The organism is Pseudomonas sp. A125 (assembly GCF_055409485.1).
Map to the genome: position 1 here is coordinate 147,435 of NZ_JBUZVP010000014.1, position 26,675 is coordinate 174,109.

A 26,675-nucleotide genomic window follows, 5' to 3' on the forward strand; every position below is an offset into this window, starting at 1 on the left:
CGGGCGCGTCGATGCCGACCGCGCCGGGCCTTTTCTATAAGGGGAGGGCGGTTTACTCGACGGCTTCGATGCGCTTGATCAGGTCGGCATAAGGCGCGCCGTATTTCTCGCGAATCGAAGCGGTGGCCTCATAGAAGGGTTTTTTGTCGATGTCGATGAACTCCACGCCGGCGGCCTTGAGCTTGGTTTCACTGCTGGCAGACTTGGCGTCCCACAGCTCGCGCTCCTGGATCTGCGCGGCCTTCGCGGTGTTTTTTACCAGCACCTGTTGCTCGGGGGTGAGCTTGTTCCAGGTGATTTTCGACATCACGATGGGCTCGGGCAGGATCAGGTGGCCGGTGAGGCTGTAGAACTTGGCGTTCTGGTAGTGGTTGTGTTCCAGCAGGGTGGGCGGGTTGTTTTCCGCGCCGTCGATCACGCCGGTCTGCAGGGCACTGAAGATCTCGCCCGTGTCCATGGCAATACCGTTGCCGCCCATGGCGTTGATGGTTTCGATGAAGATCGGGTTGCCCTGCACGCGGATCTTCATGCCCTTGAGGTCTTCGATCTTGCGCACCGGTTTCTTGGTGTAGATATTGCGCGTGCCGCCGTCCATCCAGGCCAGGGCGACCAGGTTGAATTCGGAGTCGGTGATCTTGGCGAGAATTTCATCGCCGATCTCGCCGTCGATGACCTTGCGCATGTGCACCTGGTCGCGGAACACGAACGGCATGTTGAACACGTTCACGTCCGGCACCACTGGGCCAACAATACCGAGGCTGACCCGGGCCATCTGGATTGCGCCGACCTGGGCCTGTTCGACCACTTCCTTTTCCGAGCCCAGCACGCCGCCGGGGAACATCTTGAAGGTCAGGCCGCCGTTGCTTTCGGCGACCAGGGTTTTACCCAGCTGTTCTTCGGCGACGACGGTCGGGTAGCCCGCGGGGTGGATATCGGCGAATTTGATTTCCAGCGCGTGGGCGGCGCCGGCGAACATGAAGGTGAAGGGGAGTGCGGCGAGGAGCAAGGTGCGTTTGAAGTCCATGGGGTGTCTCTCCAGTCTTGTTATTGTTTTGTTCAAGGCACAGCGATGCAGCTAGAGGATGAAGGTGGGTTCCGGCATTCCCTGTACGCCAGGGTTGAGGGCGAAGACGCCGCCGGCCAGGGACTGCGGGCTGTGGTCGTCGCGGATCGAGGTGACGAACAAGGTGTCCAGGCGGCTGCCACCGAAGGCGCACATGCTGGGTTTTTTTACCGGTATGCTCAGTGAACGGTCGAGGCGGCCGTCGGGGGTAAAGCGGTGGACCAGCCCGGCATCGTTGGCGCAGATCCAGTAGCAACCTTCGGCGTCCACGGCGGCACCGTCGGGGCGGCCGAGGAACTTGTGCATGTCCACAAACAGCCGGCGGTTGGACGGCGTGCCGCTGTCGATGTCGTAGTCGAACGCCCAGATCTGCTGGATCAGCGGGTGTGAATCCGAGAGGTACATCGTGCGCCCGTCGGGGCTGAAAGCCAGGCCATTGGGGGTGATGAAACCGTTGAGCGCGGTGTGGACCGGTTGGCCGGTCTCAACGCGGTACAGTGCGCCGTCGGCGGCATTCGCGCCCATATTCAGCACCATGCTGCCGGCCCAGAACCGGCCCTGGCGATCGCAACGGCCATCGTTCAGGCGCATGTCCGGGCGGGCGTGCTCGACGCTGGCCAGGGGCGTGGTGTCGAGGCTGCCGTCGTTGTGGGGCGTGAGCTGGAAAAAGCCGGTTTCCATGCCTGCGACCCAATTGCCCGCGCTGGTGCGGGCGATGCAGGCGAGCATCTGTGGGGCTTTCCAGGCCTGGGCCTCACCGCTGCTGGCGCTCCAGCGTTGCAGTTCGCCAGTGGGAATGTCCACCCAGTACAGGGTATTTTCCTCGGGCACCCACACCGGGCATTCACCCACTGCGTTGCGGGCGTCGACAATCAGTTCTGCTTGCATGGCCACTCATTCCCTTGGGTTGGTATGTGGTCAGTCCCCGAACGGGCCGGCCGCACAAAACGCGCCGCCCTGGTACACCCGCGCCGGGTCGTCGGTGGCGGGCATGGGTTGGGCTTCCACCTGTTTGCGGAAGACTTCGGAGCTGTCACGCGGGGTGAAGCCCAGGTGCGCGGCGAAGCGGTTGTCCCACCACACATCGAGGTTATCCGACATGCCATAGACCACGGTGTGGCCGACGTTCGGTGTGTACAGCGCACGTTCGAGCAATTGGGTGAGGTCGTCGAAACTCAGCCAGGTGTGCATCATCCGACGGTTCTGTGGTTCCGCGAACGAGGAGCCGATGCGGAGGCTGACGGTCTCGATGCCGTAGCGGTCGAAGTAGAAACTGGCCATGTCCTCGCCGTAGGATTTGGACAGGCCGTAGTAACTGTCCGGACGGCGCGGGGAGTGGGCATCGAGGGCTTCGCCCTGCTTGTAGAAACCGATCACGTGGTTGGAGCTGGCGAAGATGACGCGCTTGACCCCATGGCGACGAGCGGCCTCATAGATGTGGAAGATGCCGCAGATGTTTGCGCCGAGTACTTCTTCGAACGAGCGCTCCACCGATACGCCGCCGAAATGCAGGATGGCGTCGACGCCTTCCACCAGTTGGTGCACTGCCTGTTTGTCGGAAAGATCGCACGGCGCTACTTCTTCGCCTTCGTCGGCAGCCGGGGCCATGTTGGCGATATCCGACAGGCGCAGCACGTTGGCGTAGGGGCGCAGGCGTTCGCGCAGGACGTTGCCCAGGCCTCCGGCGGCGCCGGTGAGCAGCAGGCGGTTGAACGGGGTAGGAGCGGTGGTGGTGGTCATGGTGGTCCCGTTATTGTTGTAGGTTGTCGTATGACTAGGTTGAAGTATCCTTAGGGTTTCCTACTCTTGTCAACGCGCTATTGGTCTAAAAGTGGTGCCCTTAGTCGCTTGGGCGTTCACACCAAACGTGTGGTTGAAGGCGCCTTTACCCGTGGTGAGCGGGCTTGCCACGTGCTGGGGTGCGCAGCAGCCCCAACAAGATCACCGAGTTCTTTCAGGGGCATTCCGGTGGCAGATTTTAGGGCCGCTTCGCAGCCCAGCGCGGGGCAAGCCCGCTCACCACAGGTCTTACAACAACGACAGCGGGTAACTGATGAATATCCGGTTTTCATCAAACTCATTGGTGCTGAAGTCCCGGCGCATCGTCGCGTTGCGCCACCGCAGATTCAGGTCCTTCAGCGCGCCGCTCTGCACGGTGTAGGCCAGTTCCGACTCGCGGCCCCATTCCTTGCCGTTGGTGATCGCCCCGGTGTGCACGTTATCGCCGCTGATGTAGCGGTTCATCATGGTCAGCCCGGGGATGCCCAGCACTACGAAGTTGAAGTCGTGCCGCACCTGCCAGGATTTTTCCTTGGCGTTGTCGTAGCTGGCGTTGTAGCTGTCGTTGGCCAGGGTGCCGCCGCTGGTGCCGTTGACCCGCATCCAGGCACTGTCGCCGGTGAGTTTCTGCAGGCCAACATAGAAGCTGTTGCCTTTGTATTTGGCCGAGAGCAAGGCGAACGCGGTTTTGTTGTCGAGGTCGCCGGCCAGGGCCTTGCCGTCTTCCTTGCCGGTGAAGAACCCGAGGTTGGCGCCCAGGGTCCAGTCGCCCACGGGCTGGCTGTGGGTGAGGTTGAAGTACTGTTGCTGGTAGATGTCGCTGAGTTCGGCGTACCACACGCCGACCTGGGTGCGCTTGTCGTTGAAGGTGTATTCACCTCCACCGAAGTTGAAGCGATCGGAGGTGAACGCAGCTTTGCCGTTGAGGAACATGTCGTCCATGCTCGCGTCGTTACGCGGGCTGTTACCGCGGAACTGGCCGCCGTACAGGGTAAGGCCGGCGATTTCGCTGGAGGTGACCTGGCCGCCACGGAAGGTTTGCGGCAGTGAGCGGCCGTCATCCGAGCGCAGGATCGGCAGCACCGGCATCCATTCGCCAACTTTCAGTTCGGTCTTCGACAGCCGGGTTTTCAGCGCAACACCCAGACGCCCGAAGTTGTCGACGGGGCGGCCATCGCTACCGGTCGGCAGCAGTTGAGTGCCCGCAGTGCCTTTGCCACCGTCGAGTTTCTGCGAGTACAGGCCGAGCACGTCCAGCCCGAAACCGACGGTGCCTTGGGTAAAGCCGGACCTGGCATCGAGGATAAAACTTTGCGTCCACTCTTCGGCCTTGGCTTGTGGGTGGGCGGAGTTGGTGAAGTTACGGTTGAAGTAGGCGTTGCGCAGGTTAAGCGTGGCTTTGGCGTCTTCAAGGAAGCCTTCTGCCGAGGCGGTGATGGGGAGGGTGAAGGCCAGGCTGCTCAAGCCGATGGCGGCGAAACGGGCAGTGCAGGAGAAATGACGGACGTGTTGGCTCACAGTGACGCTCCCTTGTCTTTTTTGTTGTTTTTATTTTTTGTTATACGTTGTCGTACAACATTGGGGCGATATTTGCGAGGTTTTAGGGGGTTGTCAATCGAAAGTTATACGATGACTTCGGTCGCGCCACCGATCAAATGTAGGAGCCGGCTTGCCTGCGATGGCATCACCTCGGTGTACCTGAAAGACCGAGTTGCCTGTATCGCAGGCAAGCCAGCTCCCACATTGAGCGGGCCCGGGCTATTTTTTTCAGCCGTTCAAAACCATGGGCGGCAAGGTGCCAAGCAACGAAACGGCGGCTACCGCTGAAACACCTAGTAACAGTTCCAGCCTCACGCTGGCCTTCAACGCTGGCAGTCGCTGCTCACAGTTATAGATCCGCAGGCGGTTCAACAGCGCCAGCGCGAGCATGCCGAATACCAGTAGCACCTTGATCAGCAGGATCAGGGCGAAACCGCTGAACAATGGCGTTGGCCAGAACTGCCCGGTGAGCACCCGCACGTTGATCAGACCGGTCAGCAGCAACCCCGTCACCAGCCCATACCCGATGCCACTGAAGCGCTGAAGGATCGGTTCCAAGGGGTAGCGCGGCGATTGCCTGAGGATCAACACCAGCATGAGCAGTCCGCCCAGCCAGGCACCGACGCACACCAGGTGCACCACCTGATTGAGGATCAGCAATTGCCCGGCCAGGCCATTGAGCATGGCGCCATGGCCCACGGGTGCCAGTGTCGCCAGCAGCAATGCACAGAGCGGCAGGCGCACCGCCTTCCACGGCGTCATCAAACCGAGCACCAGCAGCACGTTCAGCGTCAGGTGCCAGGTCCAGACCTGGCCGAAAAAGGTTTTACCCAGCACCAGCTGCACCGTCGACCACTCCAGCGCGCCCAGCCCGACACCGGCCATGCTCGCGCTGATCAACAACAACCACGCCACCCCTGACACCAACGCGAGCCACGCCAACCCCTGGGTGATGCGTGACAGCTGTCGGTCCAGCACCGGTTGCGGTCCCGTCCCCAGCAGCCAGGGCCTGAACACACAGGCCCCGAACATCAACAACACCACGATGAAATGCAGGAAGCGGCACAGCACCAGCAGGGTGGCCATGGATTATTGGCCGACCTTGAAGCTGTATTCACCGTTGCTCTTGTGGGTATCGACCGAGACGGCGTTCCACACCACTTTGTAGGTGCCGGCGGCCAACGGCGCGGCCGGTGTCACCACCAATACTTTTTTGTCGGCGTCCGGGGTTTCCAGGCCCTTGATCGCCACTTCGGTACCGTCCTTGCTCAGGGACACCTTGGTGAAGGTTGCTTCAACGCCTTCACTGAATGACAGGCGCAGGTCCTTGGGCGCAGCGACGCTGCTGTCGGCGGCTGGCTGCGAGCTTTTCAGGTGGGCGTGGGCAAAGGCTGCCGAGGCGCCCAGCAGGGAGGCCAGCAGGGCGACAGTGGTGAGGGTCTTCTTGATCAACATTGTTCAATACCTTCAGGTGAGAGTCAGTCGTTCAGTGGCGCCGCAAGCACCGGGTCGTCGCACGCGTCTCGCGGTCGAATCGTCATGGAGGCGATCCTTCGAGGGGATGGCGATGCTAACCAATCCGGTTTCCACGGGGAAGGTTCTTGTACGAAGTTTCACCGTGGCGTGTCGCCGCGACTTAGAGCGGATGGTAGTCTTGAAGCTATGTTGTTGTCAGGGAGCCCTTATGGGCAATCACAAGATCGGTATTCGTCGGGTCAACGTCGAAAAGATTCTGCTGGCGGCCGAAAAGGTCTTCGCCGAGAAGGGCTACGGCAGCACCGCCATGGCCGACATCGCTGAAGAAGTGCAACTGCCGCGTTCCAACCTGCATTACTACTTCAGCACCAAGAGTGAGCTGTACAGCGCGGTGTTGTTCGACCTGCTGGAAGTGTGGAAGCAGGACGCCTTGTGCTTCGAGATGTTCGACGACCCACGCGTCGTCCTCAGCAGCTACATCCGCGCCAAGATGCAGCACTCGCGCAGCCGGCCGTATGGTTCGAAAGTCTGGGCCAACGAAATCATCCACGGCGCGCCGACCCTGGGGGAGGCGCTGGATGTGAGCCTGTATGACTGGGCCAAGATGAAGGAAGCGAAGATTCGCCAGTGGGTGGAGGACAAGCGGATTTTGCCGGTAGAGCCTTCTAGTCTGCTGTATATGATCTGGGCGTCGACCCAGCACTATGCCGACTTTGATCATCAGGTGAAGATCCTGAATGACCATCAGCCGTTGTCGGACATGCAGTTTGAGCGGGCGGTACAGACGGTGACGAGTGTGATTTTGCGGGGGATTGGGTTGGAGCCTTGAGCGCCTACCCATAGCGCGAGTTATCCACCCGCGCGCGTAGCAGCTGTCGAGCCTAGGCGAGGCTGCGTCGGGCGCGCCACGATTCAAGACTGAGTCGCGCCCTACGCAGCCTCGCCTAGGCTCGACAGCTGCTACGGTTGTTGGGAGTGTTATACCGCCTCGCGGTAGGGATTCCTCGGATCCTGCGTCCAGTTCAAAAACGGCTTCCCGGTATCCACCGGCACCATCTCGATACAGTCCGCCACCGGGCAGGTGATCTGGCACAGGTTGCAGCCCACGCACTCGTCATCAATCACCTCGTACTTGTGCGTCCCATCCGCCAATTTCAAACTGCTGATCGCCTGGTGCGATGTATCCTCGCAAGCAATATGGCAACGCCCACAGCCAATACACGCCTCCTGGTCAATTTTGGCGATTACCTGATAGTTGATGTCCAGGTACTTCCAATCCGTTGTATTGCCCACCGCCCGCCCGGAAAACTCCTGCAGGCTGCTGTAACCCTGGCTGTCCATCCACCGCGACAGCCCGTCCTTCATCTCTTCGACAATCCTAAACCCGTGCAGCATCGCCGCCGTGCACACTTGTACCGCGCCGCAGCCCAGCGCCACGAACTCGGCCGCATCGCGCCAGTTGCCAATCCCGCCAATCCCGCAGATCGGCAAGCCTTGTGTCTGTGGGTCGCGGGCTATCTCCGCCACCATGTTCAGCGCAATCGGCTTCACCGCCGAGCCGCAGTAACCCCCGTGAGTACTCTGGGTGCCGACCATCGGCAGGGCGACCATGCGCTCCAGGTCGACACTGGTGATGGAGTTGATGGTGTTGATCAGCGACACCGCATCCGCGCCCCCGCGATACGCCGCACGGGCCGCCACGCGAATGTCGGTGATGTTCGGCGTCAGCTTGACGATCACCGGCAGCGAGCAATAGGTCTTGCACCAGCGCGTCACCTGTTCGACGTATTCCGGTACCTGGCCCACCGCCGCGCCCATGCCGCGTTCCGGCATGCCGTGGGGGCAGCCGAAGTTCAGCTCGATGCCGTCACAGCCGGTGGCTTGCACCAGCGGCAGGATGTGTTTCCAGGACTCTTCAACGCACGGCACCATCAGCGACACGATCAGCGCGCGGTCGGGCCAGTCCTTTTTCACCTGGGTGATTTCCCGCAGGTTGATCTCCAGCGAGCGGTCGGTAATCAGCTCGATATTGTTGATGCCGAGCACTTCACGGTTGGCGCCAAAGTGCGCCGAGTAGCGTGACGAGACGTTGACCGCGGCAGGGTCTTCGCCAAGGGTTTTCCAGACCACGCCGCCCCAGCCCGCTTCAAAGGCACGCACCACGTTGTAGGCCTTGTCGGTGGGCGGCGCGGAGGCCAGCCAGAACGGATTGGGGGCTTTGATACCGGCGAACACAATCGAGAGATCGGCCATTACGCAGCCTCCACATTCAGCATGAGTTGGGCGTGCATGGCTTCAGCGGCCAGTTTGCCGTGTTGCACCGCCTGGACGGTGAGGTCCTGGCCGAGGCTGACGCAATCACCGCCGGCATATACGCCGGGAATGCTCGTGCACAGCTGTTGGTTGACGAAGATACGGTTGCCCTGGCGTTGCAGTTGGTGCGCCAGCGGATCGTGCAGCGCTTCGTCGTCGAAGCCTTGGCCGATGGCCTTGAAGATCGCGTCGGCGGCCAGTTCAAAGGTTTCGCCGGTGGCTTGCAGGCGGCCATCGACCATGCGGGTGCGGGCAAAGCGCATGCCGCGCACATGGCCCAGGTCGTCGAGCAGTACTTCTTCGGGCTGGGCCCAGGTCAGCAGGCGCACCTGGTTGGCCTTGGCGATGTCTTGCTCATGGCCGGTAGCCCCCATTTCAGTCAGGCCACGGCGGTACACCAGGTTGACGTCGCGGGCACCGAGGCGGGCCATTTGCACGGCCATGTCGATGGCCGTATTGCCGGCGCCGAGGACGATGCAGCGGTCGGCCAGCGGCAGTTGGCTGAGGTCGTCGGCCTGGCGCAACTCGCGTATATAGTCGGTGGCGGCGAGCAGGCCGGGGGCGTCCTCGTGAGGCAGGCCGAGCTGTTTGCTGGCGGCCAGGCCCAGGCCGAGGAACACCGAGTCGAACTGTTGGTGCAGTTCGCTCAGGGTCAGGTTGTCGCCCAGGCGCTGGCCATGGCGGATTTCGATACCGCCGATTTGCAGGAGGAAATCCAGTTCCTTTTGCGCGAAGTCATCCACCAGTTTGTACTTGGCGATCCCGTATTCATTCAGGCCACCGGCTTTTTCCCGGGCTTCGAAAATCACCACGTCATGGCCATGCAGGGCGCTGCGATGGGCACACGACAACCCGGCAGGCCCGGCGCCGACCACCGCAATGCGTTTGCCGGTGGGCGCGGCGCGCTGGAACGGGTGTTCGCTGAAATGCGCGTTGTCCACCGCATACCGCTGCAACAGGCCGATCAGCACCGGGGCGCATTCTTCGGCGTTGTTGCGCACGCAGGCTTGCTGGCAGAGGATTTCTGTCGGGCAGACCCGGGCGCAGCTGCCGCCGAGAATATTCGCCGAGAGGATCTTTTGCGCGGCGCCCTGGACGTTTTCGGTGTGGATATTGCGGATGAACGAGGGGATATCGATCTCGCTGGGGCATGCGTTGACGCACGGCGCGTCGTAGCAGTACAGGCAACGCGAGGCCTCCAGTTGGGCTTGCCGGGCGTTGAGCGGCGGCGCCAGGTCGGTGAAATGCGCGGCGAGTGCCGCCGCATCTTCATGGGGGTGTGGAAGATGGTTCAGGGTCTGGATCACAGTAGTGGCCTCACGGTTTTTGAGGTGCTGCCTCTGGTGGGCAGTGGTTTTTTTGTTGCCTGTACCGGCCTCATTGCAGGCAAGCCAGCTCCCACATTTGAATGTATTCACAGCTCAAAAATGTGGGAGCCGGGCTTGCCCGCGATAGGCCGAAGGCCGCTTTCAGCGTTTCACAGCAACCGGCCTGGAACGCTCCGCCCGCTTGCTCAACTGCTCAAACACCGACGGGTACGCCGGCCGTTCGATGTACCGCCCCGCACCCCGCTCGGCGCGCAGATCCCCATCCACCCAGACCAACTTGCCCTGGCTGATGGTGTGGCTTGGCACGCCGCGCACGGTCTTGCCCTCGAAGATGTTGAAGTCGACGTTCTGATGATGGGTCTTGGCGGAAATGGTCCGTGAGCCTTGCGGGTCCCATAGCACCAGATCAGCATCGGCACCCACGCGAATCGCCCCTTTGCGCGGGTACAGGTTGAAGATCTTCGCGGTGTTGGTCGACGTCAGCGCCACAAACTCCTGCATCGACAAGCGCCCGGTGTTCACGCCTTCGTCCCACAACAGCGCCATGCGGTCTTCGATACCGGCAGTGCCATTGGGAATCTTGCTGAAGTCATCACGTCCGGCGGCTTTTTGCTCGGCACAGAAGCAACAGTGGTCGGTGGCAGTGGTGTGCAGGTTGCCCGATTGCAGGCCATGCCACAGCGCCTCCTGATGCCCGCGCGGGCGGAAGGGCGGGCTCATCACGTAGCCCGCAGCGGTCTGCCAGTCGGGGTGCTGGTAGACGCTGTCGTCCAGCAGCAAATGCCCGGCCAATACCTCGCCATACACCGGCTGGCCCTTGCTGCGGGCGTAGGTGATTTCATCCAGCGCTTCTTTGGTGGACACGTGCACCAGGTACAGCGGAGTGCCGATGGTCTCGGCAATCCGGATCGCCCGGCTGGCGGCTTCGCCTTCCACTTGCGAGGGCCGCGACAATGGGTGTGCTTCCGGCCCGGTAATGCCCTGGGCCATCAGCTTGCGTTGCAGGTGATACACCAGTTCGCCGTTCTCGGCATGCACCGTCGGCACCGCGCCCAGTTCCAGGCAGCGCTCGAAGCTCGCCACCAACGTATCGTCGGCGGCCATGATCGCGTTCTTGTACGCCATGAAATGCTTGAAGCTGTTGACGCCGTGGTGGCTGACCAGCTCGGCCATTTCCTCACGGACCTGCTCGCTCCACCAGGTAATGGCAACGTGGAAGCCGTAGTCGGACGCCGACTTCTCGGCCCAGCCACGCCATTGGTGGAAGGCTTCCAGCAGGGATTGCTGCGGGTTGGGAATTACAAAGTCGATGATCGACGTGGTGCCGCCCGCCAACCCGGCGGCCGTGCCACTGAAAAAGTCTTCACTGGCCACGGTGCCCATGAAGGGCAATTGCATATGGGTATGGGGGTCGATGCCACCGGGCATCAGGTATTGACCGCTGCCATCGAGTACCTCGGTGCCGGCGGGAATATCCAGGTCCGTGCCAATGGCGCGGATTAGACCGTCTGCGCATAAAACATCGGCTCGGTAACTTTCATCATGGGTAATAACGGTAGCGCCACGGATCAACAGCGACATGTCGAGTTCCTCACAGGCTTGACCGGCTTGTGCCAGTTCTAAGTGTTGTATTGCATCGCGCCGCTGCAGGATTAATTCCTGTCAGTGGTGACAGGAATAGAAATTAGCCCGAGTTTTTCGAATGAGCAAGAATATTTTTCATAAGCTTATATCTGTATTAACGTATTGAATTTAAACGATAAAAAATGAAAATCACCAAAATGTAGCGGCCTCTCACCATTTTGACGCACTTGACAGGTTCCCAATATGAGCAACATTTCTTATTGCAAATCAGACGCTTGAGACATGCCTCTTGACGGGGCGGGTAAATAAAAATAATTGTGTTGCACCAGATTGAGTCCTGAGGGTTCGGACAACTTCTGCGTTATTTGGCCTGAGTAACGCTGACAGTAACGAGGGGCTCTTCGGTCGAGACAATAAAGCTGATAAACATCAGAGAGTTATATAAGCGGTGCGGGCAGGGCGACGGTTTACGGCACGGTTATTGAGTGCGGTGGCGGTTGGTCGGGTCCCGGATGTCATGTTGTCAACGAGGTACTCCGGCCATCCCGTGCACGTCACGGGATGAGCAAAAATAATTCGAAAAAACCGTGGAGCGGCCATGCAACAGAACAGATCGCAAGTCATTGAGCGCAACGGCCTGTACGAACTCGACGCCGGCCCCGACGTCCTCGACAGCCCCCGTTACAACCACGACATGGCACCGACCAAGGTGCACGAACGAACCTGGAACAAGTGGCACATCACCGCGCTGTGGATCGGCATGTCGGTGTGCGTGCCGACCTACACCCTGGGTGGCGTGCTCACCGCGTACTTCGGGTTGTCGGTGGGCGAGGCGCTGATGGCGATCTTGCTGGCCAATATCGTGGTGCTGGTACCGCTGACCCTTAACGCCTTCCCTGGCACCAAGTACGGCATTCCGTTTCCGGTATTGCTGCGCTCGTCCTTCGGCGTGCTTGGCTCCAACGTGCCGTGCCTGATTCGTGCGCTGGTGGCGTGCGGCTGGTTTGGTATCCAGACGATGTTTGGCGGCCTGGCGATTCACCTGTTCCTGGGCTCGGTTTTCGAGGGTTGGAAATCTTTGGGCGGCACCGGTGAAGTGATCGGTTTCATGATCTTCTGGACGCTGAACCTGTGGGTGGTACTACGCGGCGCCGAGTCGATCAAATGGCTGGAAACCCTGTCGGCACCGCTGCTGGTGGCGGTGGGTATCGGGCTGCTGGTGTGGGCCTTGCCCAACGTATCCTTGAGCGAGCTGATGGCGATTCCGCCCAAGCGCCCCGAAGGCGCGAGCCTCACTGGTTACTTCATGGCGGGCCTGACCGCGATGGTGGGTTTCTGGGCCACCTTGTCGTTGAACATTCCCGACTTCAGCCGCTACGCCAAAAGCCAGAAGGACCAGATCCTCGGGCAGATATTCGGCCTGCCGCTGACCATGTTCCTGTTTGCCGCCCTCGGTGTGATCATGACCGCCGCCTCGGTGAAACTGGTGGGCGTCAGCGTCTCCGACCCGGTGACCCTGATCGGCCATATCCAGAGCCCGGTGTGGGTGGCCGTGGCTATGGCGTTGATCATCATCGCCACTTTGTCCACCAACACCGCGGCGAACATCGTCTCGCCCACCAACGACTTCCAGAACATCGCGCCCAAGCTGATTAACCGCACCACGGCGGTGGTGTTGACCGGTCTGGTAGGCCTTGCATTGATGGCCCATGAACTGCTGAAAAAGCTCGGGCTGATCATTTCCGACGTGAGCCTGGAAACCGTCTATTCCAACTGGCTGCTGGGGTACTCAAGCCTCTTGGGACCGATCGCCGGGATCATGGTGGTGGACTATTTCATCATCAAGAAACAGCAACTGGACCTTGCCGGTTTGTACCGCGATGACGTGTACCCGGCGTGGAACTGGCATGGTTTCCTGGCGTTTGGTGTGCCGGTGGTGCTGACACTGTTGTCGCTGGGTAGTGATGCATTCAGCTGGTTCTACAGCTATGGCTGGTTCACCGGCTCGGCGTTGGGCGGGTTGTTGTATTACGCCCTGTGCATGAAGCGCGGCGCCCGCGTAGTCGCCGTAAAAACACCTTTGTGAGCATGCTCAATGTGGGAGCTGGCTTGCCTGCGATGGCATCGACTCGGTGCAACTGAAAGACCGAGTCGCCCGCATCGCAGGCAAGCCAGCTCCCACAGTTGACCGAGTCGATTCATATAAAAAGTAGTTGAGGAGATCCCCGTGAACGCTGCCGTAGACGTTCTGCAATCCACCCATCAGCATATCAACCGCGACCGTTTGTGGCTGTCCCTGATGGAACTTGCCAAGCTCGGCGCCACGCCCAAGGGCGGCGTGTGTCGCCTGGCCCTGACCGACCTTGATCGCCAGGCTCGCGACCTGTTTGTGAAGTGGTGCGAGGAGGCGGGCTGCACCGTGAGCATCGATGGCGTCGGCAATATTTTCGCCCGCCGCCCGGGGCGCAATCCCAACTTGCCGCCGGTGATGACCGGCAGCCATATCGACACCCAGCCAACTGGTGGCAAGTTTGATGGGTGTTTTGGTGTTTTGGCGGGTGTGGAAGTCCTGCGAACGCTGAATGACCTCAAGATCGAAACCGAAGCACCGCTGGAAGTGGTGGTGTGGACCAACGAAGAAGGCTCGCGTTTTCCGCCGTGCATGATGGGCTCTGGCGTGTTTGCCGAGAAGTTTACCCTGGCCGATACGCTGGCCAAGACCGATGCCGACGGTGTAACCGTGGGTGATGCGCTGAATGCTATTGGTTATGCCGGATCACGCCCGGTGAGCGGGCACAAGGTGGGTGCGTATTTCGAAGCGCATATCGAGCAAGGCCCGATTCTTGAGGATGAAAAGAAAACCATCGGCGTGGTGCTGGGCGCCCTTGGCCAGAAATGGTTCGACCTGAAATTGCGCGGCGTTGAGGCGCACGCCGGTCCAACGCCGATGCACCTGCGCAAAGATGCATTGGTAGGCGCCGCTGCTGTGGTCGCCGCCGTCAATGCCGCTGCGTTGGGCCATCAGCCTCACGCCTGCGGCACCGTGGGTTGCCTGCAGGCGTATCCCGGTTCGCGCAACGTCATTCCTGGCGAAGTGCGTATGACCCTGGACTTTCGTCATCTGGAACCGGCGCGGCTGGATTCGATGATTGCCCAGGTGCGTAAAGTGATCGACGAGACCTGCGCCAAGCACGGCCTCACGTTCGAGATGACACCCACCGCCGACTTCCCGCCGCTGTACTTCGACAAAGGCTGCGTGGATGCCGTGCGGGATGCGGCCAATGGTCTGGGGTTGTCGAACATGGACATTGTCAGCGGGGCAGGGCACGACGCGATTTTTGTCGCGGAACTGGGGCCGGCGGGGATGATCTTTGTGCCGTGTGAGGGTGGCATCAGCCATAACGAAATCGAGAATGCCGCGCCGGATGATCTGGCGGCGGGATGTGCGGTGTTGCTGAGGGCGATGGTGGCGGCGTCGGTGGCGATTGCCAGCGGCAAACTGGCTGCCTGAATCAGCCGGCTTCACACTGATCAACTGTGGGAGCCGGGCTTGCCCGCGATAGCAGTGTTTCAGACACAGTAGCGGTGCCTGACACTCCGCTATCGCAGGCAAGCCAGCTCCCACATTTGATCCGGGGTGGGCTCGAGATTTGTATCAGGCGTCGGGCTTCCAACCGCCGCCCAGCGCCGTCACCAACCCTACACTCGCCTGCAACTGCCGCGTCTGCACCGCTTGCAACGTGCGCTGCGCCTGCAATGCTGCGGTCTGCGCCGTCACTACGTCCAGGTAGCTCACGGCACCCGCCTGATAACTGTTCATCGCCAGCGCCTGCGTGTGCTCGGCAGCGTTTGCGGCGGCCTGTTCGTCCATCGCTTCCTGCTGCAAATCACGCAGTTGCCCAAGGTTATCTTCCACCTCACGCACGGCCCGCAAAACCTGGCTACGGTAATGCGCCGAGGCTTCTTCAAACTCGGCCTTGGCCTGGCGTTCGTTGGCGCTCAACCGCCCGCCATCAAAGATCGGCAGATTCACCAACGGCCCCAGCGCCCAATACCGATTGGCGGCGGAAAACAGGTTACCCACACCTTGCGTCTGCCCACCAATCAACCCGGTCAAACTGAAATCCGGGTACCACGCAGCCTTTGCCACGCCGATGTTCGCGTTGGCCGCAAACACCCGTCGCTCCGCCGCTGCAATATCGGGCCGACGTTGCAGCAGATGGCTCGGCAGCTGCTGCGGAATCCCCGGAAGCGCGATCAGTTGCTTGCTCGGCGGCAGTTGGAATTCGCTGGCGGATACGCCCACCAGTTCACCAATCGCATGTTCGGTAAGATTGCGCTGGCCGCGCACATCATCAAGCTGTGCTTGCGCTTCAGCCAGTTGATTTTGCGCGCGGGTCAGGTCCAGTTCCGAGGCGATCTGCCCTTCATAACGACTGCGGGTCAGTTGCAACGCCTGGCCAAAATCATCCAGCGAGCTGCTGAGGATCCGGCTTTGTGCATCCAGCCCGTTGAGCTGCACAAACAACGTCGCCAACTGATGTTGCAGGCTCAGGCGTGCGACGGCCAAATCATCCCCGGAGGCTTGGGCTTGTGCATCGCCCGCTGCGACCTGGTTGCGGATTTTGCCCCACAGGTCCAGATCAAAACTCAGCGCAAACCCCGCCGTGTTGCTGTTGTACACCGAAGGCTGGGTATCGCCTCGCAGCGGTCGACTGTCCGATTGCCGCTGGCGCAACGGCTGCGCGCTGGCGGTAATCTGCGGGAACAATCCGGCATGCAATTGGCTGGCATATGCCTGGGACGCATCGAAATGCGCCAGCGCCGCCGCCAGGTCCGGGTTGGCCTTGAGCAGTTGCTCCTGCAAGTCGTTAAGGCGCGGGTCCTGATACAGCTGCCACCACTTCGGCGCCAGTTGGTCGGACGGCTGCGCGCTGTGCCACGGGCCGTCGCTGGTCTGCTCGCGGTACTTGGCTGGCAGGTCGATGGTCGGCGCCTTGTAGGTGGGCGCCAGCGAGCAACCGTGCAGCGCCAGCAATACCAAGGCGGCAAGGGGCTTAAGCCTTGGGCGCATGGGCACCTCCGGCGTCGGCCAGTTGCACGGCATCGCCTTCGCGCAGCGCGTCGGGCGGGTTGTCGACCACGCGATCGGCGGGTTTCAGGCCCTGGTCGATGACCAGGCGCTCGCCGAGGTCGAGGCCGATGTGGATGTCTTGCAGGTGCACGTGGTTCTTCGCATCCAGTACCGCGACCTGTGTGCCTTGGGCGCGGAAGATCAGGGCGCTGGCCGGGATGCTCACGCCGTGGGTGTCTGCCGGGATCGCCAGGGTGGCTTCGGCGTAGTCGCCGGGCAGCAACTTGCCGTCTGGGTTGTCTGCCACGAACTGCGCGAGCAGGGTGCCGGAGCGGCGGTCGATGGCGGTGGAATCGCCCATCAGCTTGGCGCTGAAGTGCTCGCCGGGATGCTCGGGCACCGTCAGTTGGGCTGCCAGGCCCGGATGAATTACCGCTGCGTAGTTCTGCGGCACCGGCACGTACAGGCGTAGCTGGTGGGTGTCGGCGATGTCGAACAGTTCTGGATCGCTGTCGCTGTCAGCCTTGATCAACTGGCCGATGTCGGTGTTGCGGGCGGTGATTACACCGGCGAAGGGGGCGCGGATGGTCTTGTAGTCTTCAAGCGCCGAGAGCCGCGCATAGTCAGCCTCGGCGGCCTGGGCGTTGGCCTTGGCGGCCAGGGCATTCGAGGCTTTTTCATCAGCCTCCTGACGCGATACCGAGTGGCTGTCCAGCAGGTTTTTCCAGCGGGTGGCGGTGGTTTCTGCCAGCCGTGCGTTGGCCTGTTCCTGCACCATGCGGGCGTGGGTTTGCGCCACTTGCTGGTCAAGGTCGGGGCTGTCGATCTCGGCGAGGATTTGCCCGGCCTTGACCTGGGTGCCGATGTCGACTTTCCAGTCTTTCAAGTAGCCGCTGACACGCGCATGAATCGGTGCCTTGCTCCAGGCTTCCAGGTGCGCGGGCAAGCGCAGGGTGTCACCGGCCGCGTTCTGTTGTGGCTGGAACACCAGCACTTGCGGCACGGCCGCGGTTTCGGTCCAGGCGGTGACGGATTTTTCATGCATCGTACGGGCGTGCAGGCCGTTGGCGACCAACAGGGCGGCCAGTGTCAGGCCGCCGACACCCATGAGCATCAGACGCTTGCGCGAGGGTTTGTGATCAGACGACATGTGGGGTAACTCCTGCAGCAGCGCGAGTAGGGTGACGACCGTGGACCAGGCTGAATACCACGGGTACAAACAGCAAAGTGGCAGTGGTGGCGAGGATCAGGCCGCCGATCACGGCACGTCCCAGCGGCGCGTTTTGTTCTTCGGACAAGGCCAGCGGCAACATGCCGATGATCATCGCCAGGGCGGTCATGCAGACCGGGCGAAAACGTGTGTAACCGGCTTCCAGTGCCGCCTTGAGTGCGTCGCCATGTTCGGCCAGGCGCTCTCGACAGAAGCTCACCACCAGGATCGAGTTGGCGGTGGCCACGCCCATACAGAGGATGGCCCCCGTGAGTGCGGGCACCGACAAGGAGGTGCCGCTGAGGAACAGCATCCACACGATGCCCGCCAGGGCCGCCGGCAGTGCGGTGATGATCACGAACGGGTCGGTCCAGGACTGGAAGTTGACCACGATCAGCAGGTAGATCAGCACCACCGCGCCGAGCAGGCCGAAGCTCAAGCCGTTGAACGCCTCATGCAGCGCATCGATCTGCCCGTGCAGGCTGATGGTCGCGCCTTTGGGGCGCAGCGGGGCCATGTCATCCAGCACCTTTTGCACATCGCTGGCGACGCCGCCGAGGTCGCGGCCTTGCACGTTGGCGTACAGGTCCAGGGTCGGCTCGATGTTGTAGTGAGTCACCACCGCCGGGCTTTGTACGCGGGAGATAGTCGCCACGCCGCCGAGGATCTGCGACTGGCCATCGGCACCGGTCACCGGCAAGGCTTCCAGGGACGGCAGGCTGTCGAGGCGGTACTGCGGGGTTGCAGCCACGATCGAATACGACACGCCGTTGGCCGGGTTGAGCCAAAAGGTCGGCGCGGTTTGCGAGCTGCCGGCCAGGGACGCAACCATGCTGTTGGTCACGTCGCGCTCGGTGATGCCCAGGCCGTTGGCGCGCATCCGATCCACGTTGACTTGCAGTGACGGGTAGCCGGTGGACTGCTGGATACGCAGGTCGGCGATGCCCGGTACGTGCTTCAGGCGACGTTCCAGTTCCACGGCGTAGGCGCGGTTTTCTTCATCGCTGCGCCCGGAGATTTTTACGTCCAGCGGCGCCGGTGAACCGAAGTTGAGGATCTGGCTGCTGATGTCGGCCGGGAGAAACGCGAACTGGCTGCCGGGGAAACTTTCAGGCAATGCTTCACGCAGTTTTTTCACGTAGTCGGCAGTCGGTGCATGGTCCTTTTTCAGGGTGACCTGAATATCCCCGTCCTGCGGGCCGATGGTACCGCTGCTGCTGTAGGCCATGTCGATGCCGCTCAGCGGGATGCCGATGTTGTCGACGATGGTGTCCAGTTCATCTGCCGGAACGATCTCGCGAATCCGCGCTTCAATCCGGTCAAATGCCGCGGCGCTCTCTTCGATGCGCGTGCCCAACGGCAAGCGTACGTGCAGGGCCATGGCGCCGGCATCGGTGGCCGGGAAGAAGTCCTGGCCCAGGCTTGGCAGCAGCAGGAACGAGGCAAGGATGCAGGCCAGGAAGCCGACGATGAACCGCTTGCGCGCGCCCAGGGCGAGGGTCAGCAGGCTGTGATACACGTCCCGCAGGTTGGAGAAACGCCGCTCGAAACCCTGCTGGAAGTTGAGTACCGATTGCAGCACCGCATTGCGCTGCGGCTTGTGCTGGTCACCCTCGTGATGGTTGATGAATTCATCTTCCGGATGATGCCCTTGGCCTTGCTCCGGTACATGAGGCTTGAGCAGGAACATTGCCAGGGTCGGCACCAAGGTCCGCGACAGAATGAACGAGCTGGCCATGGCAAAAATCACCGCCAACGCCATCGGGCGGAACAGGTAGCCGGCGATGCCTTGCAGCATGAACATTGGCACAAACACGATGCAGATACACAGCAGGGACACGAACGCCGGGCCGACGATTTGCTTGGCGCCGTCGAGGATTGCGTCCTTCACCGCCTTGCCTTGTTCCAGGTGCCAGTTGATGTTCTCGATGGTCACCGTGGCGTCGTCCACCAGGATCCCCACCGCCAACGCCAGCCCGCCGAGGGTCATGACGTTAAGGGTTTGCCCGGTGGCCGCCAGCAGTGCGATCGCCGACAACACCGCCAGTGGAATCGAGGCGGCGATGATGATGGTCGAGCGCCAGCTGCCGAGGAACAGCAGGATCATCGCGCTGGTCAGCAAGGCCGCGATGATGCCCTCCTGGGCCACACTGCCCACCGACTGTTTGACGAACACCGAGGCGTCCCCCAGCAGTGAGGTCTTCAGCGAGGGCGGCAGGGTTTCATTGATGCGCGGCAGCATCTGGCGGATGCCGTCGATGATCGACAGGGTGGAGATGCTGCCGTTTTTCAGGGCCGGCATCAGCACCGCACGGTGGCCGTCGACGCGCACGATGTTGGTCTGTGGCGGCGAACCGTCACGCACGTGGGCCACCTGGCCGATGGTAATGATCGCGCCGTCGACCGTCTTGATCGGCAGGTCGTTGAGCTCATCAATCGCCTTGGGGCTGTTGTTGAGCAAAATCGTGTATTCGTTGGGGCCGAGTTTGGCAGTACCCACCGGGATGATCTGGTTTTGCAGGGCCAGGGCGTTGCCTACGTCCTGTGCCGACAGGCCTTTGGCGGCCAGCGCCTGCGGGTCAAGGTCGAGGGTGATCTGGCGTTGCTTGCCGCCCATTGGCGTTGGCATGGCCAGGCCGGGCAGGGCGCTCAGGGGCAGGCGGATGTTGTTCTGCACCAGGTCGCGGATCTTCGCTTCCGACAGGCTGGGGCTGGAGAACGCCATCTGCAGAATCGGCACCGTGGACGCGCTGTAGTTGAGGATCAGCGGTGGCGTGATGCCCGGTGGCATCTGCTTGAGCACGGTTTGTGACACCGCTGTTACCTGGGCGTTGGCGGTGCGGATATCCACGCCGGGCTGGAAGAAAATCTTCACGATGCCCATGCCAGGTAACGACTGCGATTCAATGTGTTCGATGTCGTTGACGGTGGTGCTCAGGGAGCGTTCATAGGTGTAGATCACACGACCGGCCATGGCGTCCGGAGACAGGCCATTGTACTGCCAAACCACCGCGACGACGGGGATGCCAATATCGGGAAATACGTCAGTGGGGGTACGCAAGGCCGCCATGGGCCCAATGATGCAGATGAAAATTGCCAGCACGATAAACGTGTAGGGCTTGAGCAGTGCGGTCTTTACCAGCCCGAGCATGCCGTAACCTCCAAAGGAGTTGGATTGCAAACGCTCGCAGTCTTGACGGACCCACCTAACACGCACCTTTCAGCCAGGTGAAGGAAGATTTAGTTAACGGCTGAAGATCCTTTCATATGTATTCATTTGTTCAACAAAGGCGTGGGTACCAAGCTGGATACCGATCGAACAGGCGCTGTTCTGCCCGTTCACTCTTTATCCATTTGGAGTTCTGCCATGTCTCTTAAACCCTTGTTGTTGATCCCGGCCTTGAGTGCGGTCCTGCTGTTGTCGGCGTGCGCCGGCCCGATGCCGAAGGCGGACCCGAGCGAAGCCTGGATCGGCCTGCAAGAGGAGGCGCCCAACGACCTGATGGCCGAGCGGGTAGACGGTAAAAACATTAATGATGGTCGCTACTTCGAAGTGAAGCCCGGCGCGCATCGCCTGGATGTCACCTTGTTTGAAGAGGAAGCGGGGGACGATAACCAACAGGACTGTCGCGGGCATGTCACCTACGGCAACTTCAAGGCCGGTGAGCATTACACCCTGGTGGAATCCAGCCTCGGTACAACCGTACGCGCCGAGTTGAAGGACGCACACGGCAAGGAACTGGCGCAGACCGAGGACTTCAGTTGCATGCCTGGCTAGGGCGTCAGGCGTGGTGCCCGGCGGGTTTGTTCAGCTTGCCGGGGGCCGTGGGTTTTACCTGTGGGTGATGGTGCCGGCGGGTCACGCGCATCACGCCCCACAGCATGGCGGCGGCAACGGCCAGCCAGCCACAGATCAAAAGCAGAATCGTTGTTGTCAGGCTCATAAGTGCCTCCTTTCGCCCGGTGCCGGGCACACACTGTCTTCTCAATGGACAGTCTAGCTATCCGCAGGTTGCCTGCTATTGACCAATGGTCGTGCGCGTCCAACTTGTTTGCTCTATCGCCGGCCTTTTACTGCGCTGCAAGGCTATACCCGCGCCCCGGAGCGTCCTATGATCAGGGCCCACGTCGACCGTTGATCAAGTGAGTGAAGAAGTTGCGGTTTCCCTCGAACATTAAAACCTCCTGGTGGGTCGCAGCCTGTTTCATGGGGCTGGCGGCTTGCACCTCGCACCCAAAACCCACGAGCATCCCGGGCTTGCCGGAGAGTGTCGAACTCAAGGGCGTGCCGGCGTTTCGTGGTGAGACGTACCTTGGTGGCCCGGCTGCCCTGGCCAGCATGCTGTCCCAACAAGGCATTGTGATTACACCGGGCTTGTTGGATAAGCCGTTGCATTTGCCGGGCGCCGAAGCAGACCTTGAGCGCAACATGCAGGGGCTGGCCCGTGAATACGGGATGTTGGTGTACCCGCTGGAAGATCAGCTGCCGGCGCTGCTGGCACAGGTCGCTGCCGGATACCCGGTGATGGCGCGCATCACCCAGGGCTCGACCTTCTGGGCTGGGCCGCGGTATGTCGTGGTGGTGGGTTATAACAAGCACAAGAGTATGGTGTTGCTGCGTTCGGGGTTGACGCGACGCATGCCGATGGACTTCAGCGCTTTTGAGTCTGCCTGGAAAGATGCCGGCAAATGGGCCGTGCTGATTCAGCGGCCCACCCAACTGCCGGCCAAGGTCGACGCCCAGCGCTGGCAGCAGGCCGCCAGCGCCACGGCCCAGGCGGGCCAGGAACAGGCGGCGGCCCAAGCAGTCAAGGCACTGGCCAGTCAGGCCAAATAAAAAAACGGCGCTCAAGGGCGCCGTTTTTTATGTCGCTATTTACGGATCAGCGGGACTCGGTGACCTGAACATTCGCCCGTGGGCGGTTCTTCAAGTTTTTGTCAGCCTTGTAGCGCAATGCGACGTCTGGCACCGAGCCGCTCTTGCCGGTTTCGACCCAGCTGCGGATGCGCCCGGCATCGGCAAAGTGGGTGAATTTGCCGAAGGCGTCGAGGATCACCAGCGACACCGGGCGATTGCCCATGCTGGTCACCAATACCAGGCAGTGGCCGGCCTGGTTGGTGAAGCCGGTCTTGGTCAGCTTGATGTCCCAGTTCGCGCGGTTGATCAGGTGGTCGGTATTGGAGAAACCCAGGGTGTAGTTGGGCTTGCGGAACGAAACGGTTTTTTCCTTGGTGGTGCTCAACTGGCTGAGCATCGGGTATTTGCGTGCGGCGGCCAGCAGCTTGCTCAAGTCGCGGGCGGTGGACACGTTATGGATCGACAGGCCGGTAGGCTCAACATAGTGGGTGCTGGTCATGCCCAGTGCCTTGGCCTTGGCGTTCATTGCCGCGATAAACGCCGGGTAGCCGCCCGGGTAGTGGTGGGCGAGGCTGGCGGCGGCGCGGTTTTCCGAGGACATCAGGGCAATCAGCAGCATCTCTTTGCGCGGCATCTCGCTGCCGATCTTGACCCGGGAGAACACGCCTTTCATCTCTGGCGTGTCCTTGATGTTGATGTCGATGTATTCATCCATGTTCTGCTTGGCTTCCAGCACGATCAGGCCGGTCATCAGTTTGCTCACCGAGGCGATCGGCACGATGACATCCGGGTTGCTGGCATAGATGACTTTGTTGGTTTGCAGGTCTACCACCATCGCACTGCCAGAGGCGATGTGCAGGGTGGACATGTCGCGGGGGGCGATAGTGGTTTCGCTTGCGCTCGCGAAGGTGCCTGTAAATGCAAAAAATAGGCTGATGATGGAAAGGTGAATTTTCACGCGGATGAACTCGCTAAAAAAGTAGGGATATACCGTTCTGCAACGGAGGTTCTGACAAATAACGTTACATTCTAGAAGTATGGATCAGAAACTGTCGAATGTTCTTCTAGAAACAGATGAAACCCCTTAAAAACAAAGAAAAAAGTACTTTTTATCCGGCCAATAAAAAGCCCTGCGATAAGGCAGGGCTTTTTCAGAGCGGCTGGTTATTAGCTGTGCAGGGTTTCGGCTGCGTACAGGGTGTTTTCCAGCAGGCAGGCGCGGGTCATCGGGCCAACGCCGCCGGGTACCGGAGTAATCCAGCCGGCACGGGGCAGGGCGGTTTCGTACACCACGTCGCCCACCAGCTTGCCATCGTCCTGGCGGTTGATGCCCACGTCGATAACGATGGCGCCTTGCTTGATCCACTCACCCTTGACCAGGCCCGGCTTGCCGGCGGCGACGACCACCAGGTCGGCGCGGCCAACATGACCGGCCAGGTCCTTGGTGAAGCGGTGGGTGACGGTCACGGTGCAGCCGGCCAGCAGCAGCTCCATGGCCATCGGGCGACCGACGATGTTCGATGCGCCGACGATGACCGCGTCGAGGCCGTACAGGTCGACGCCGGTGCTTTCCAGCAGGGTCATGATGCCCTTCGGGGTGCATGGGCGCAGCAGCGGGATACGCTGGGCCAGGCGGCCGACGTTATAAGGGTGGAAGCCGTCGACGTCTTTGTCCGGGCGGATGCGCTCAAGCAATTTGGACGCGTCCAGGTGCTCGGGCAATGGCAGTTGCAGCAGGATGCCGTCGATGGCCGGATCGTCATTGAGGCTGTCGATCAGGTCGGTGAGGGCTTGCTGGGTGGTGTTGGAAGGCAAGTCATAGGCTTTGGAGATAAAGCCGACCTCTTCACAGTCTTTACGCTTGTGCGAGACATAAACCTGAGAGGCAGGATCGCTGCCGACCAGGATCACCGCGAGGCCCGGCGTGCGCAGGCCTTGTTGGCTGCGCTCGGCGACTCGTTTGGCGATCTGCTGGCGCAGGCTGGCGGCGATTGATTTGCCGTCGATAAGTTGTGCAGTCATTACGCGTGATTAACCATCGAGAGGGGGAAGAAAAGTGCGCGCATTCTCGCATGCCGTGGCGTGAGGGCAAAGGCGCTTGGTCTGCAAATTCCCCTAACCCCTTAAATAAAATGAATTTTTTATAAAAAGGATTTGACGGGTTTCGGGTGCATCTATACTATTCGTCGCACTTGTCGGGCACAGCCTAGCACTGGTTAGTTTGTAATCCTCCAAGAGTACAGATTAATAAGGCGCCCGTAGCTCAGCTGGATAGAGCATCCGCCTTCTAAGCGGATGGTCGCAGGTTCGAGTCCTGCCGGGTGCGCCATTAGGCAGCTTTGGCACAAGTAGCGCAATATGGTGGGCGTAGCTCAGTTGGTAGAGCACGGGATTGTGACTCCCGTTGTCGAGGGTTCGATCCCCTTCGTCCACCCCATATTTAAAAAGGCGCCAGATTAATAGTCTGGCGCCTTTGCTTTAAAAGCTTCAAGCGCGGATGTGGTGGAATTGGTAGACACACTGGATTTAGGTTCCAGCGCCGCAAGGTGTAAGAGTTCGAGTCTCTTCATCCGCACCAAATAAAGTTTTGTGAAGGCCTGCTTGGTCCTCATGAAGCTCAACAAATAGCCATTTTGACGGGCTTTTTGGTCACGCAATATGGTGGGCGTAGCTCAGTTGGTAGAGCACGGGATTGTGACTCCCGTTGTCGAGGGTTCGATCCCCTTCGTCCACCCCATATTTCGAAAGGCGCCAGATTAATAGTCTGGCGCCTTTTTTGTTTCAGCGGTTTTAGTGTTAACGCAGTCGCAGGTGTTGGGCTGCAGGGGGAGGGCGTTTCGTCGTATTTATGTTTCGCGATGATGCTGCACTGCTCGCCGGCCTTGCCTGCAGGGCCGGTTGTCAGGGAGATGATTGGCAACCGCTTCTATATATAGAAGGGTTGGCGCAGAGCCCTGGCGTGATGGGATGTATTTGCCACCGGGGCGAGGTGCACTCGTGCATTCGCACCTATAAATTGCCTGCTGTTTTTTTACCCGTTTTCAGTAGGGTGACTTCTTGAGTTTGACCCACTAGAATGCATGCCCTTGATTCTGGGGTCGGAAACGGCCAGCTAACGTCTGTGCAACGAGGAATATCCATGCAAGTTTCTGTTGAAAATACTTCTGCTCTTGAGCGCCGCATGAGCATCACCGTGCCGGCCGAGCGCATCGAGACCCAGGTCAACAAGCGTCTGCAGCAGACTGCCCAAAAGGCCAAGATCGCCGGTTTCCGTCCAGGCAAAGTGCCAATGAGCGAAATCAAGCGCCGCTTCGGTGCCGATGCGCGTCAGGAAGCTGTAGGTGACGTGATCCAGGCTTCCTTCTACGAAGCCGTTGTCGAGCAAAAGCTGAACCCGGCTGGCTCGCCTTCCATCGAGCCAAAGTCCCTGGAAGCAGGCAAGGACCTGGAATACGTTGCAATCTTCGAAGTGTTCCCTGAGTTCGAAGTTGCCGGTTTCGATTCGATCGCTATCGAGCGCCTGAGCGCTGATGTTGCTGACTCCGATCTGGACAACATGCTGGAAATCCTGCGCAAGCAGAACACTCGTTTTGAAGTGGTCGAGCGCGCTGCCCAGAACGAAGACCAGCTGAACATCGATTTCGTTGGCAAGGTTGACGGCGAAGTATTCGCTGGCGGCTCCGCCAAAGGCACTCAGCTGGTGCTGGGTTCCAACCGCATGATTCCTGGTTTCGAAGACGGCCTGGTTGGCGCTAAAGCCGGCGAAGAACGCGTTCTGAACCTGACTTTCCCGGCTGACTACCAGAACCTGGACCTGGCTGGCAAAGCCGCCGAGTTCACCGTGACCGTCAACACCGTTTCCGAGCCTAAGCTGCCAGAACTGAACGAAGAATTCTTCAACCAGTTCGGCATCAAGGAAACCGGTATCGAAGGTTTCCGCACCGAAGTTCGCAAGAACATGGAGCGTGAGCTGCGCCAGGCGATCAAATCCAAGGTCAAGAACCAGGTGATGGACGGTCTGCTGGCCTCCAACCCGATCGAAGTGCCTAAGGCCCTGCTGTCCAACGAAGTTGACCGTCTGCGCGTGCAGGCTGTTCAGCAGTTCGGTGGCAACATCAAGCCTGACCAACTGCCGGCCGAGCTGTTCGAAGAACAAGCCAAGCGCCGCGTAGTGCTGGGCCTGATCGTGGCTGAAGTGGTCAAGCAATTCGACCTCAAGCCTGACGAAACCCGCGTTCGCGAAATGATCCAGGAAATGGCTTCGGCCTACCAGGAGCCTGAGGCTGTTGTGTCCTGGTACTACAAGAACGACCAGCAACTGAACGAAGTGCGTTCGGTTGTGCTGGAAGAACAAGTTGTGGATACTGTTCTGCAGAAGGCTAAGGTGACCGATAAAGCGGTCTCTTACGAAGAAGCAGTCAAGCCGGCTGAAGCAGCACAAGCCGACTGAT

The 26,675-nt window shown here is 60.5% G+C and carries 21 protein-coding genes and 4 tRNA genes; 10 read left to right on the top strand and 15 right to left on the bottom strand.

Features of this window, described 5'->3' with window-relative positions:
* Window positions 1–52 precede the first annotated feature (52 nt).
* From ACZRN6_RS19925 to copC, 6 genes are all read right to left on the bottom strand, one after another.
* Entirely contained in the window at window positions 53–1,024 is a 972-nt protein-coding gene (locus ACZRN6_RS19925; RefSeq protein WP_464008613.1) for a TRAP transporter substrate-binding protein, read from the bottom strand.
* A gap of 51 nt (window positions 1,025–1,075) precedes the next feature.
* Window positions 1,076–1,951: an SMP-30/gluconolactonase/LRE family protein gene (locus tag ACZRN6_RS19930; protein WP_464008614.1), complete on the bottom strand. Its 876-nt coding sequence runs from the start codon at window positions 1,949–1,951 to the stop codon at window positions 1,076–1,078.
* Window positions 1,952–1,981: 30 nt separating this feature from the next.
* Window positions 1,982–2,803, bottom strand: a complete 822-nt coding sequence (locus ACZRN6_RS19935) for an NAD-dependent epimerase/dehydratase family protein (RefSeq protein ID WP_464008615.1) — start codon at window positions 2,801–2,803, stop codon at window positions 1,982–1,984.
* A gap of 288 nt (window positions 2,804–3,091) precedes the next feature.
* The gene (locus ACZRN6_RS19940) at window positions 3,092–4,360 is read right to left on the bottom strand and encodes an OprD family porin (protein WP_322146172.1); all 1,269 of its coding nucleotides are present in this window, start codon (window positions 4,358–4,360) and stop codon (window positions 3,092–3,094) included.
* Between the two features lie 249 nt (window positions 4,361–4,609).
* Entirely contained in the window at window positions 4,610–5,467 is an 858-nt protein-coding gene (copD, locus tag ACZRN6_RS19945) for a copper homeostasis membrane protein CopD (protein ID WP_464008616.1), read from the bottom strand.
* Window positions 5,468–5,470: 3 nt separating this feature from the next.
* The gene (copC, locus tag ACZRN6_RS19950) at window positions 5,471–5,836 is read right to left on the bottom strand and encodes a copper homeostasis periplasmic binding protein CopC (RefSeq protein WP_322146170.1); all 366 of its coding nucleotides are present in this window, start codon (window positions 5,834–5,836) and stop codon (window positions 5,471–5,473) included.
* Window positions 5,837–6,065: 229 nt separating this feature from the next.
* Here copC and ACZRN6_RS19955 point away from each other — a divergent pair, with 229 nt between their 5' ends.
* Window positions 6,066–6,686, top strand: a complete 621-nt coding sequence (locus tag ACZRN6_RS19955; RefSeq protein ID WP_003207828.1) for a TetR/AcrR family transcriptional regulator — start codon at window positions 6,066–6,068, stop codon at window positions 6,684–6,686.
* Window positions 6,687–6,835: 149 nt separating this feature from the next.
* On the opposite strand, the gene preA is transcribed toward ACZRN6_RS19955, so the two are convergent.
* From preA to hydA, 3 genes are all read right to left on the bottom strand, one after another.
* Window positions 6,836–8,110: an NAD-dependent dihydropyrimidine dehydrogenase subunit PreA gene (gene preA, locus ACZRN6_RS19960; protein WP_322146169.1), complete on the bottom strand. Its 1,275-nt coding sequence runs from the start codon at window positions 8,108–8,110 to the stop codon at window positions 6,836–6,838.
* On the bottom strand, window positions 8,110–9,477 hold the full coding sequence (locus ACZRN6_RS19965; RefSeq protein ID WP_322146168.1) for an NAD(P)-dependent oxidoreductase: 1,368 nt from the start codon (window positions 9,475–9,477) through the stop codon (window positions 8,110–8,112). The genes preA and ACZRN6_RS19965 overlap by 1 nt, the downstream gene beginning before the upstream one ends.
* A gap of 162 nt (window positions 9,478–9,639) precedes the next feature.
* On the bottom strand, window positions 9,640–11,079 hold the full coding sequence (gene hydA / locus ACZRN6_RS19970) for a dihydropyrimidinase (protein WP_464008617.1): 1,440 nt from the start codon (window positions 11,077–11,079) through the stop codon (window positions 9,640–9,642).
* A 601-nt stretch (window positions 11,080–11,680) separates the two neighbouring features.
* Between hydA and ACZRN6_RS19975 the strand changes: the two genes are divergently transcribed.
* Together ACZRN6_RS19975 and ACZRN6_RS19980 are read left to right on the top strand one after the other, a co-directional pair.
* Window positions 11,681–13,168, top strand: a complete 1,488-nt coding sequence (locus ACZRN6_RS19975; protein WP_322146166.1) for an NCS1 family nucleobase:cation symporter-1 — start codon at window positions 11,681–11,683, stop codon at window positions 13,166–13,168.
* 141 nt (window positions 13,169–13,309) lie between these two features.
* Complete coding sequence (locus ACZRN6_RS19980) at window positions 13,310–14,593, top strand: Zn-dependent hydrolase (protein ID WP_322146165.1); 1,284 nt, start codon at window positions 13,310–13,312, stop codon at window positions 14,591–14,593.
* A gap of 144 nt (window positions 14,594–14,737) precedes the next feature.
* On the opposite strand, the gene ACZRN6_RS19985 is transcribed toward ACZRN6_RS19980, so the two are convergent.
* From ACZRN6_RS19985 to ACZRN6_RS19995, 3 genes are read right to left on the bottom strand one after another with little or no spacing between them, the layout of a single operon-like run.
* On the bottom strand, window positions 14,738–16,156 hold the full coding sequence (locus ACZRN6_RS19985) for an efflux transporter outer membrane subunit (protein WP_322146164.1): 1,419 nt from the start codon (window positions 16,154–16,156) through the stop codon (window positions 14,738–14,740).
* Window positions 16,140–17,306, bottom strand: a complete 1,167-nt coding sequence (locus ACZRN6_RS19990; RefSeq protein WP_322146163.1) for an efflux RND transporter periplasmic adaptor subunit — start codon at window positions 17,304–17,306, stop codon at window positions 16,140–16,142. The genes ACZRN6_RS19985 and ACZRN6_RS19990 overlap by 17 nt, the downstream gene beginning before the upstream one ends.
* Window positions 17,296–20,517: an efflux RND transporter permease subunit gene (locus ACZRN6_RS19995; RefSeq protein WP_322146162.1), complete on the bottom strand. Its 3,222-nt coding sequence runs from the start codon at window positions 20,515–20,517 to the stop codon at window positions 17,296–17,298. Before ACZRN6_RS19995 ends, ACZRN6_RS19990 begins: the two co-directional genes overlap by 11 nt.
* A 216-nt stretch (window positions 20,518–20,733) precedes the next feature.
* On the opposite strand from ACZRN6_RS19995, the gene ACZRN6_RS20000 reads away from it, so the two are divergent.
* Window positions 20,734–21,144 carry a PA0061/PA0062 family lipoprotein gene (locus ACZRN6_RS20000; protein WP_464008618.1) on the top strand — a complete coding sequence of 137 codons (411 nt, stop codon included), beginning with the start codon at window positions 20,734–20,736 and terminating at the stop codon, window positions 21,142–21,144.
* A gap of 4 nt (window positions 21,145–21,148) precedes the next feature.
* Here ACZRN6_RS20000 and ACZRN6_RS20005 read toward each other — a convergent pair whose 3' ends face one another.
* Entirely contained in the window at window positions 21,149–21,310 is a 162-nt protein-coding gene (locus ACZRN6_RS20005; protein WP_322146160.1) for a hypothetical protein, read from the bottom strand.
* Window positions 21,311–21,573: 263 nt separating this feature from the next.
* Here ACZRN6_RS20005 and ACZRN6_RS20010 point away from each other — a divergent pair, with 263 nt between their 5' ends.
* Window positions 21,574–22,203: a peptidase C39 family protein gene (locus tag ACZRN6_RS20010; protein ID WP_464008619.1), complete on the top strand. Its 630-nt coding sequence runs from the start codon at window positions 21,574–21,576 to the stop codon at window positions 22,201–22,203.
* Window positions 22,204–22,249: 46 nt separating this feature from the next.
* Here the strand turns inward: ACZRN6_RS20010 and pbpG are convergent, their stop codons facing one another.
* Together pbpG and folD are read right to left on the bottom strand one after the other, a co-directional pair.
* The gene (gene pbpG, locus ACZRN6_RS20015; protein WP_322146159.1) at window positions 22,250–23,182 is read right to left on the bottom strand and encodes a D-alanyl-D-alanine endopeptidase; all 933 of its coding nucleotides are present in this window, start codon (window positions 23,180–23,182) and stop codon (window positions 22,250–22,252) included.
* Window positions 23,183–23,391: 209 nt separating this feature from the next.
* Window positions 23,392–24,246 (bottom strand): bifunctional methylenetetrahydrofolate dehydrogenase/methenyltetrahydrofolate cyclohydrolase FolD, encoded by an 855-nt coding sequence (gene folD / locus ACZRN6_RS20020; protein WP_322146158.1) that lies wholly within the window; start codon window positions 24,244–24,246, stop codon window positions 23,392–23,394.
* 230 nt (window positions 24,247–24,476) lie between these two features.
* Between folD and ACZRN6_RS20025 the strand changes: the two genes are divergently transcribed.
* From ACZRN6_RS20025 to tig, 5 genes are all read left to right on the top strand, one after another.
* Window positions 24,477–24,553 (top strand) — tRNA-Arg (locus tag ACZRN6_RS20025).
* A 32-nt stretch (window positions 24,554–24,585) separates the two neighbouring features.
* Window positions 24,586–24,661 (top strand) — tRNA-His (locus ACZRN6_RS20030).
* 56 nt (window positions 24,662–24,717) lie between these two features.
* A tRNA-Leu gene (locus ACZRN6_RS20035) sits at window positions 24,718–24,802 on the top strand.
* An 83-nt stretch (window positions 24,803–24,885) separates the two neighbouring features.
* Window positions 24,886–24,961 (top strand) — tRNA-His (locus tag ACZRN6_RS20040).
* 402 nt (window positions 24,962–25,363) lie between these two features.
* Window positions 25,364–26,674 carry a trigger factor gene (gene tig, locus ACZRN6_RS20045; RefSeq protein ID WP_322146157.1) on the top strand — a complete coding sequence of 437 codons (1,311 nt, stop codon included), beginning with the start codon at window positions 25,364–25,366 and terminating at the stop codon, window positions 26,672–26,674.
* Window position 26,675: the final 1 nt, after the last annotated feature.

Excerpts from the sequence above, each read along its gene's own strand:
- ACZRN6_RS19995 (WP_322146162.1), bottom strand. The coding sequence starts at position 20,517 with ATGCTCGGGCTGGTAAAGACCGCACTGCTCAAGCCCTACACGTTTATC.
- preA (WP_322146169.1), bottom strand. The coding sequence starts at position 8,110 with ATGGCCGATCTCTCGATTGTGTTCGCCGGTATCAAAGCCCCCAATCCG.
- tig (WP_322146157.1), top strand. The coding sequence starts at position 25,364 with ATGCAAGTTTCTGTTGAAAATACTTCTGCTCTTGAGCGCCGCATGAGC.
- ACZRN6_RS19935 (WP_464008615.1), bottom strand. The coding sequence starts at position 2,803 with ATGACCACCACCACCGCTCCTACCCCGTTCAACCGCCTGCTGCTCACC.
- copC (WP_322146170.1), bottom strand. The coding sequence starts at position 5,836 with ATGTTGATCAAGAAGACCCTCACCACTGTCGCCCTGCTGGCCTCCCTG.
- copD (WP_464008616.1), bottom strand. The coding sequence starts at position 5,467 with ATGGCCACCCTGCTGGTGCTGTGCCGCTTCCTGCATTTCATCGTGGTG.
- ACZRN6_RS20005 (WP_322146160.1), bottom strand. The coding sequence starts at position 21,310 with ATGAGCCTGACAACAACGATTCTGCTTTTGATCTGTGGCTGGCTGGCC.
- ACZRN6_RS19985 (WP_322146164.1), bottom strand. The coding sequence starts at position 16,156 with ATGCGCCCAAGGCTTAAGCCCCTTGCCGCCTTGGTATTGCTGGCGCTG.
- ACZRN6_RS19925 (WP_464008613.1), bottom strand. The coding sequence starts at position 1,024 with ATGGACTTCAAACGCACCTTGCTCCTCGCCGCACTCCCCTTCACCTTC.
- folD (WP_322146158.1), bottom strand. The coding sequence starts at position 24,246 with ATGACTGCACAACTTATCGACGGCAAATCAATCGCCGCCAGCCTGCGC.
- ACZRN6_RS20000 (WP_464008618.1), top strand. The coding sequence starts at position 20,734 with ATGTCTCTTAAACCCTTGTTGTTGATCCCGGCCTTGAGTGCGGTCCTG.
- ACZRN6_RS19955 (WP_003207828.1), top strand. The coding sequence starts at position 6,066 with ATGGGCAATCACAAGATCGGTATTCGTCGGGTCAACGTCGAAAAGATT.
- ACZRN6_RS19975 (WP_322146166.1), top strand. The coding sequence starts at position 11,681 with ATGCAACAGAACAGATCGCAAGTCATTGAGCGCAACGGCCTGTACGAA.
- ACZRN6_RS19990 (WP_322146163.1), bottom strand. The coding sequence starts at position 17,306 with ATGTCGTCTGATCACAAACCCTCGCGCAAGCGTCTGATGCTCATGGGT.
- ACZRN6_RS19930 (WP_464008614.1), bottom strand. The coding sequence starts at position 1,951 with ATGCAAGCAGAACTGATTGTCGACGCCCGCAACGCAGTGGGTGAATGC.
- hydA (WP_464008617.1), bottom strand. The coding sequence starts at position 11,079 with ATGTCGCTGTTGATCCGTGGCGCTACCGTTATTACCCATGATGAAAGT.
- ACZRN6_RS20010 (WP_464008619.1), top strand. The coding sequence starts at position 21,574 with ATGGGGCTGGCGGCTTGCACCTCGCACCCAAAACCCACGAGCATCCCG.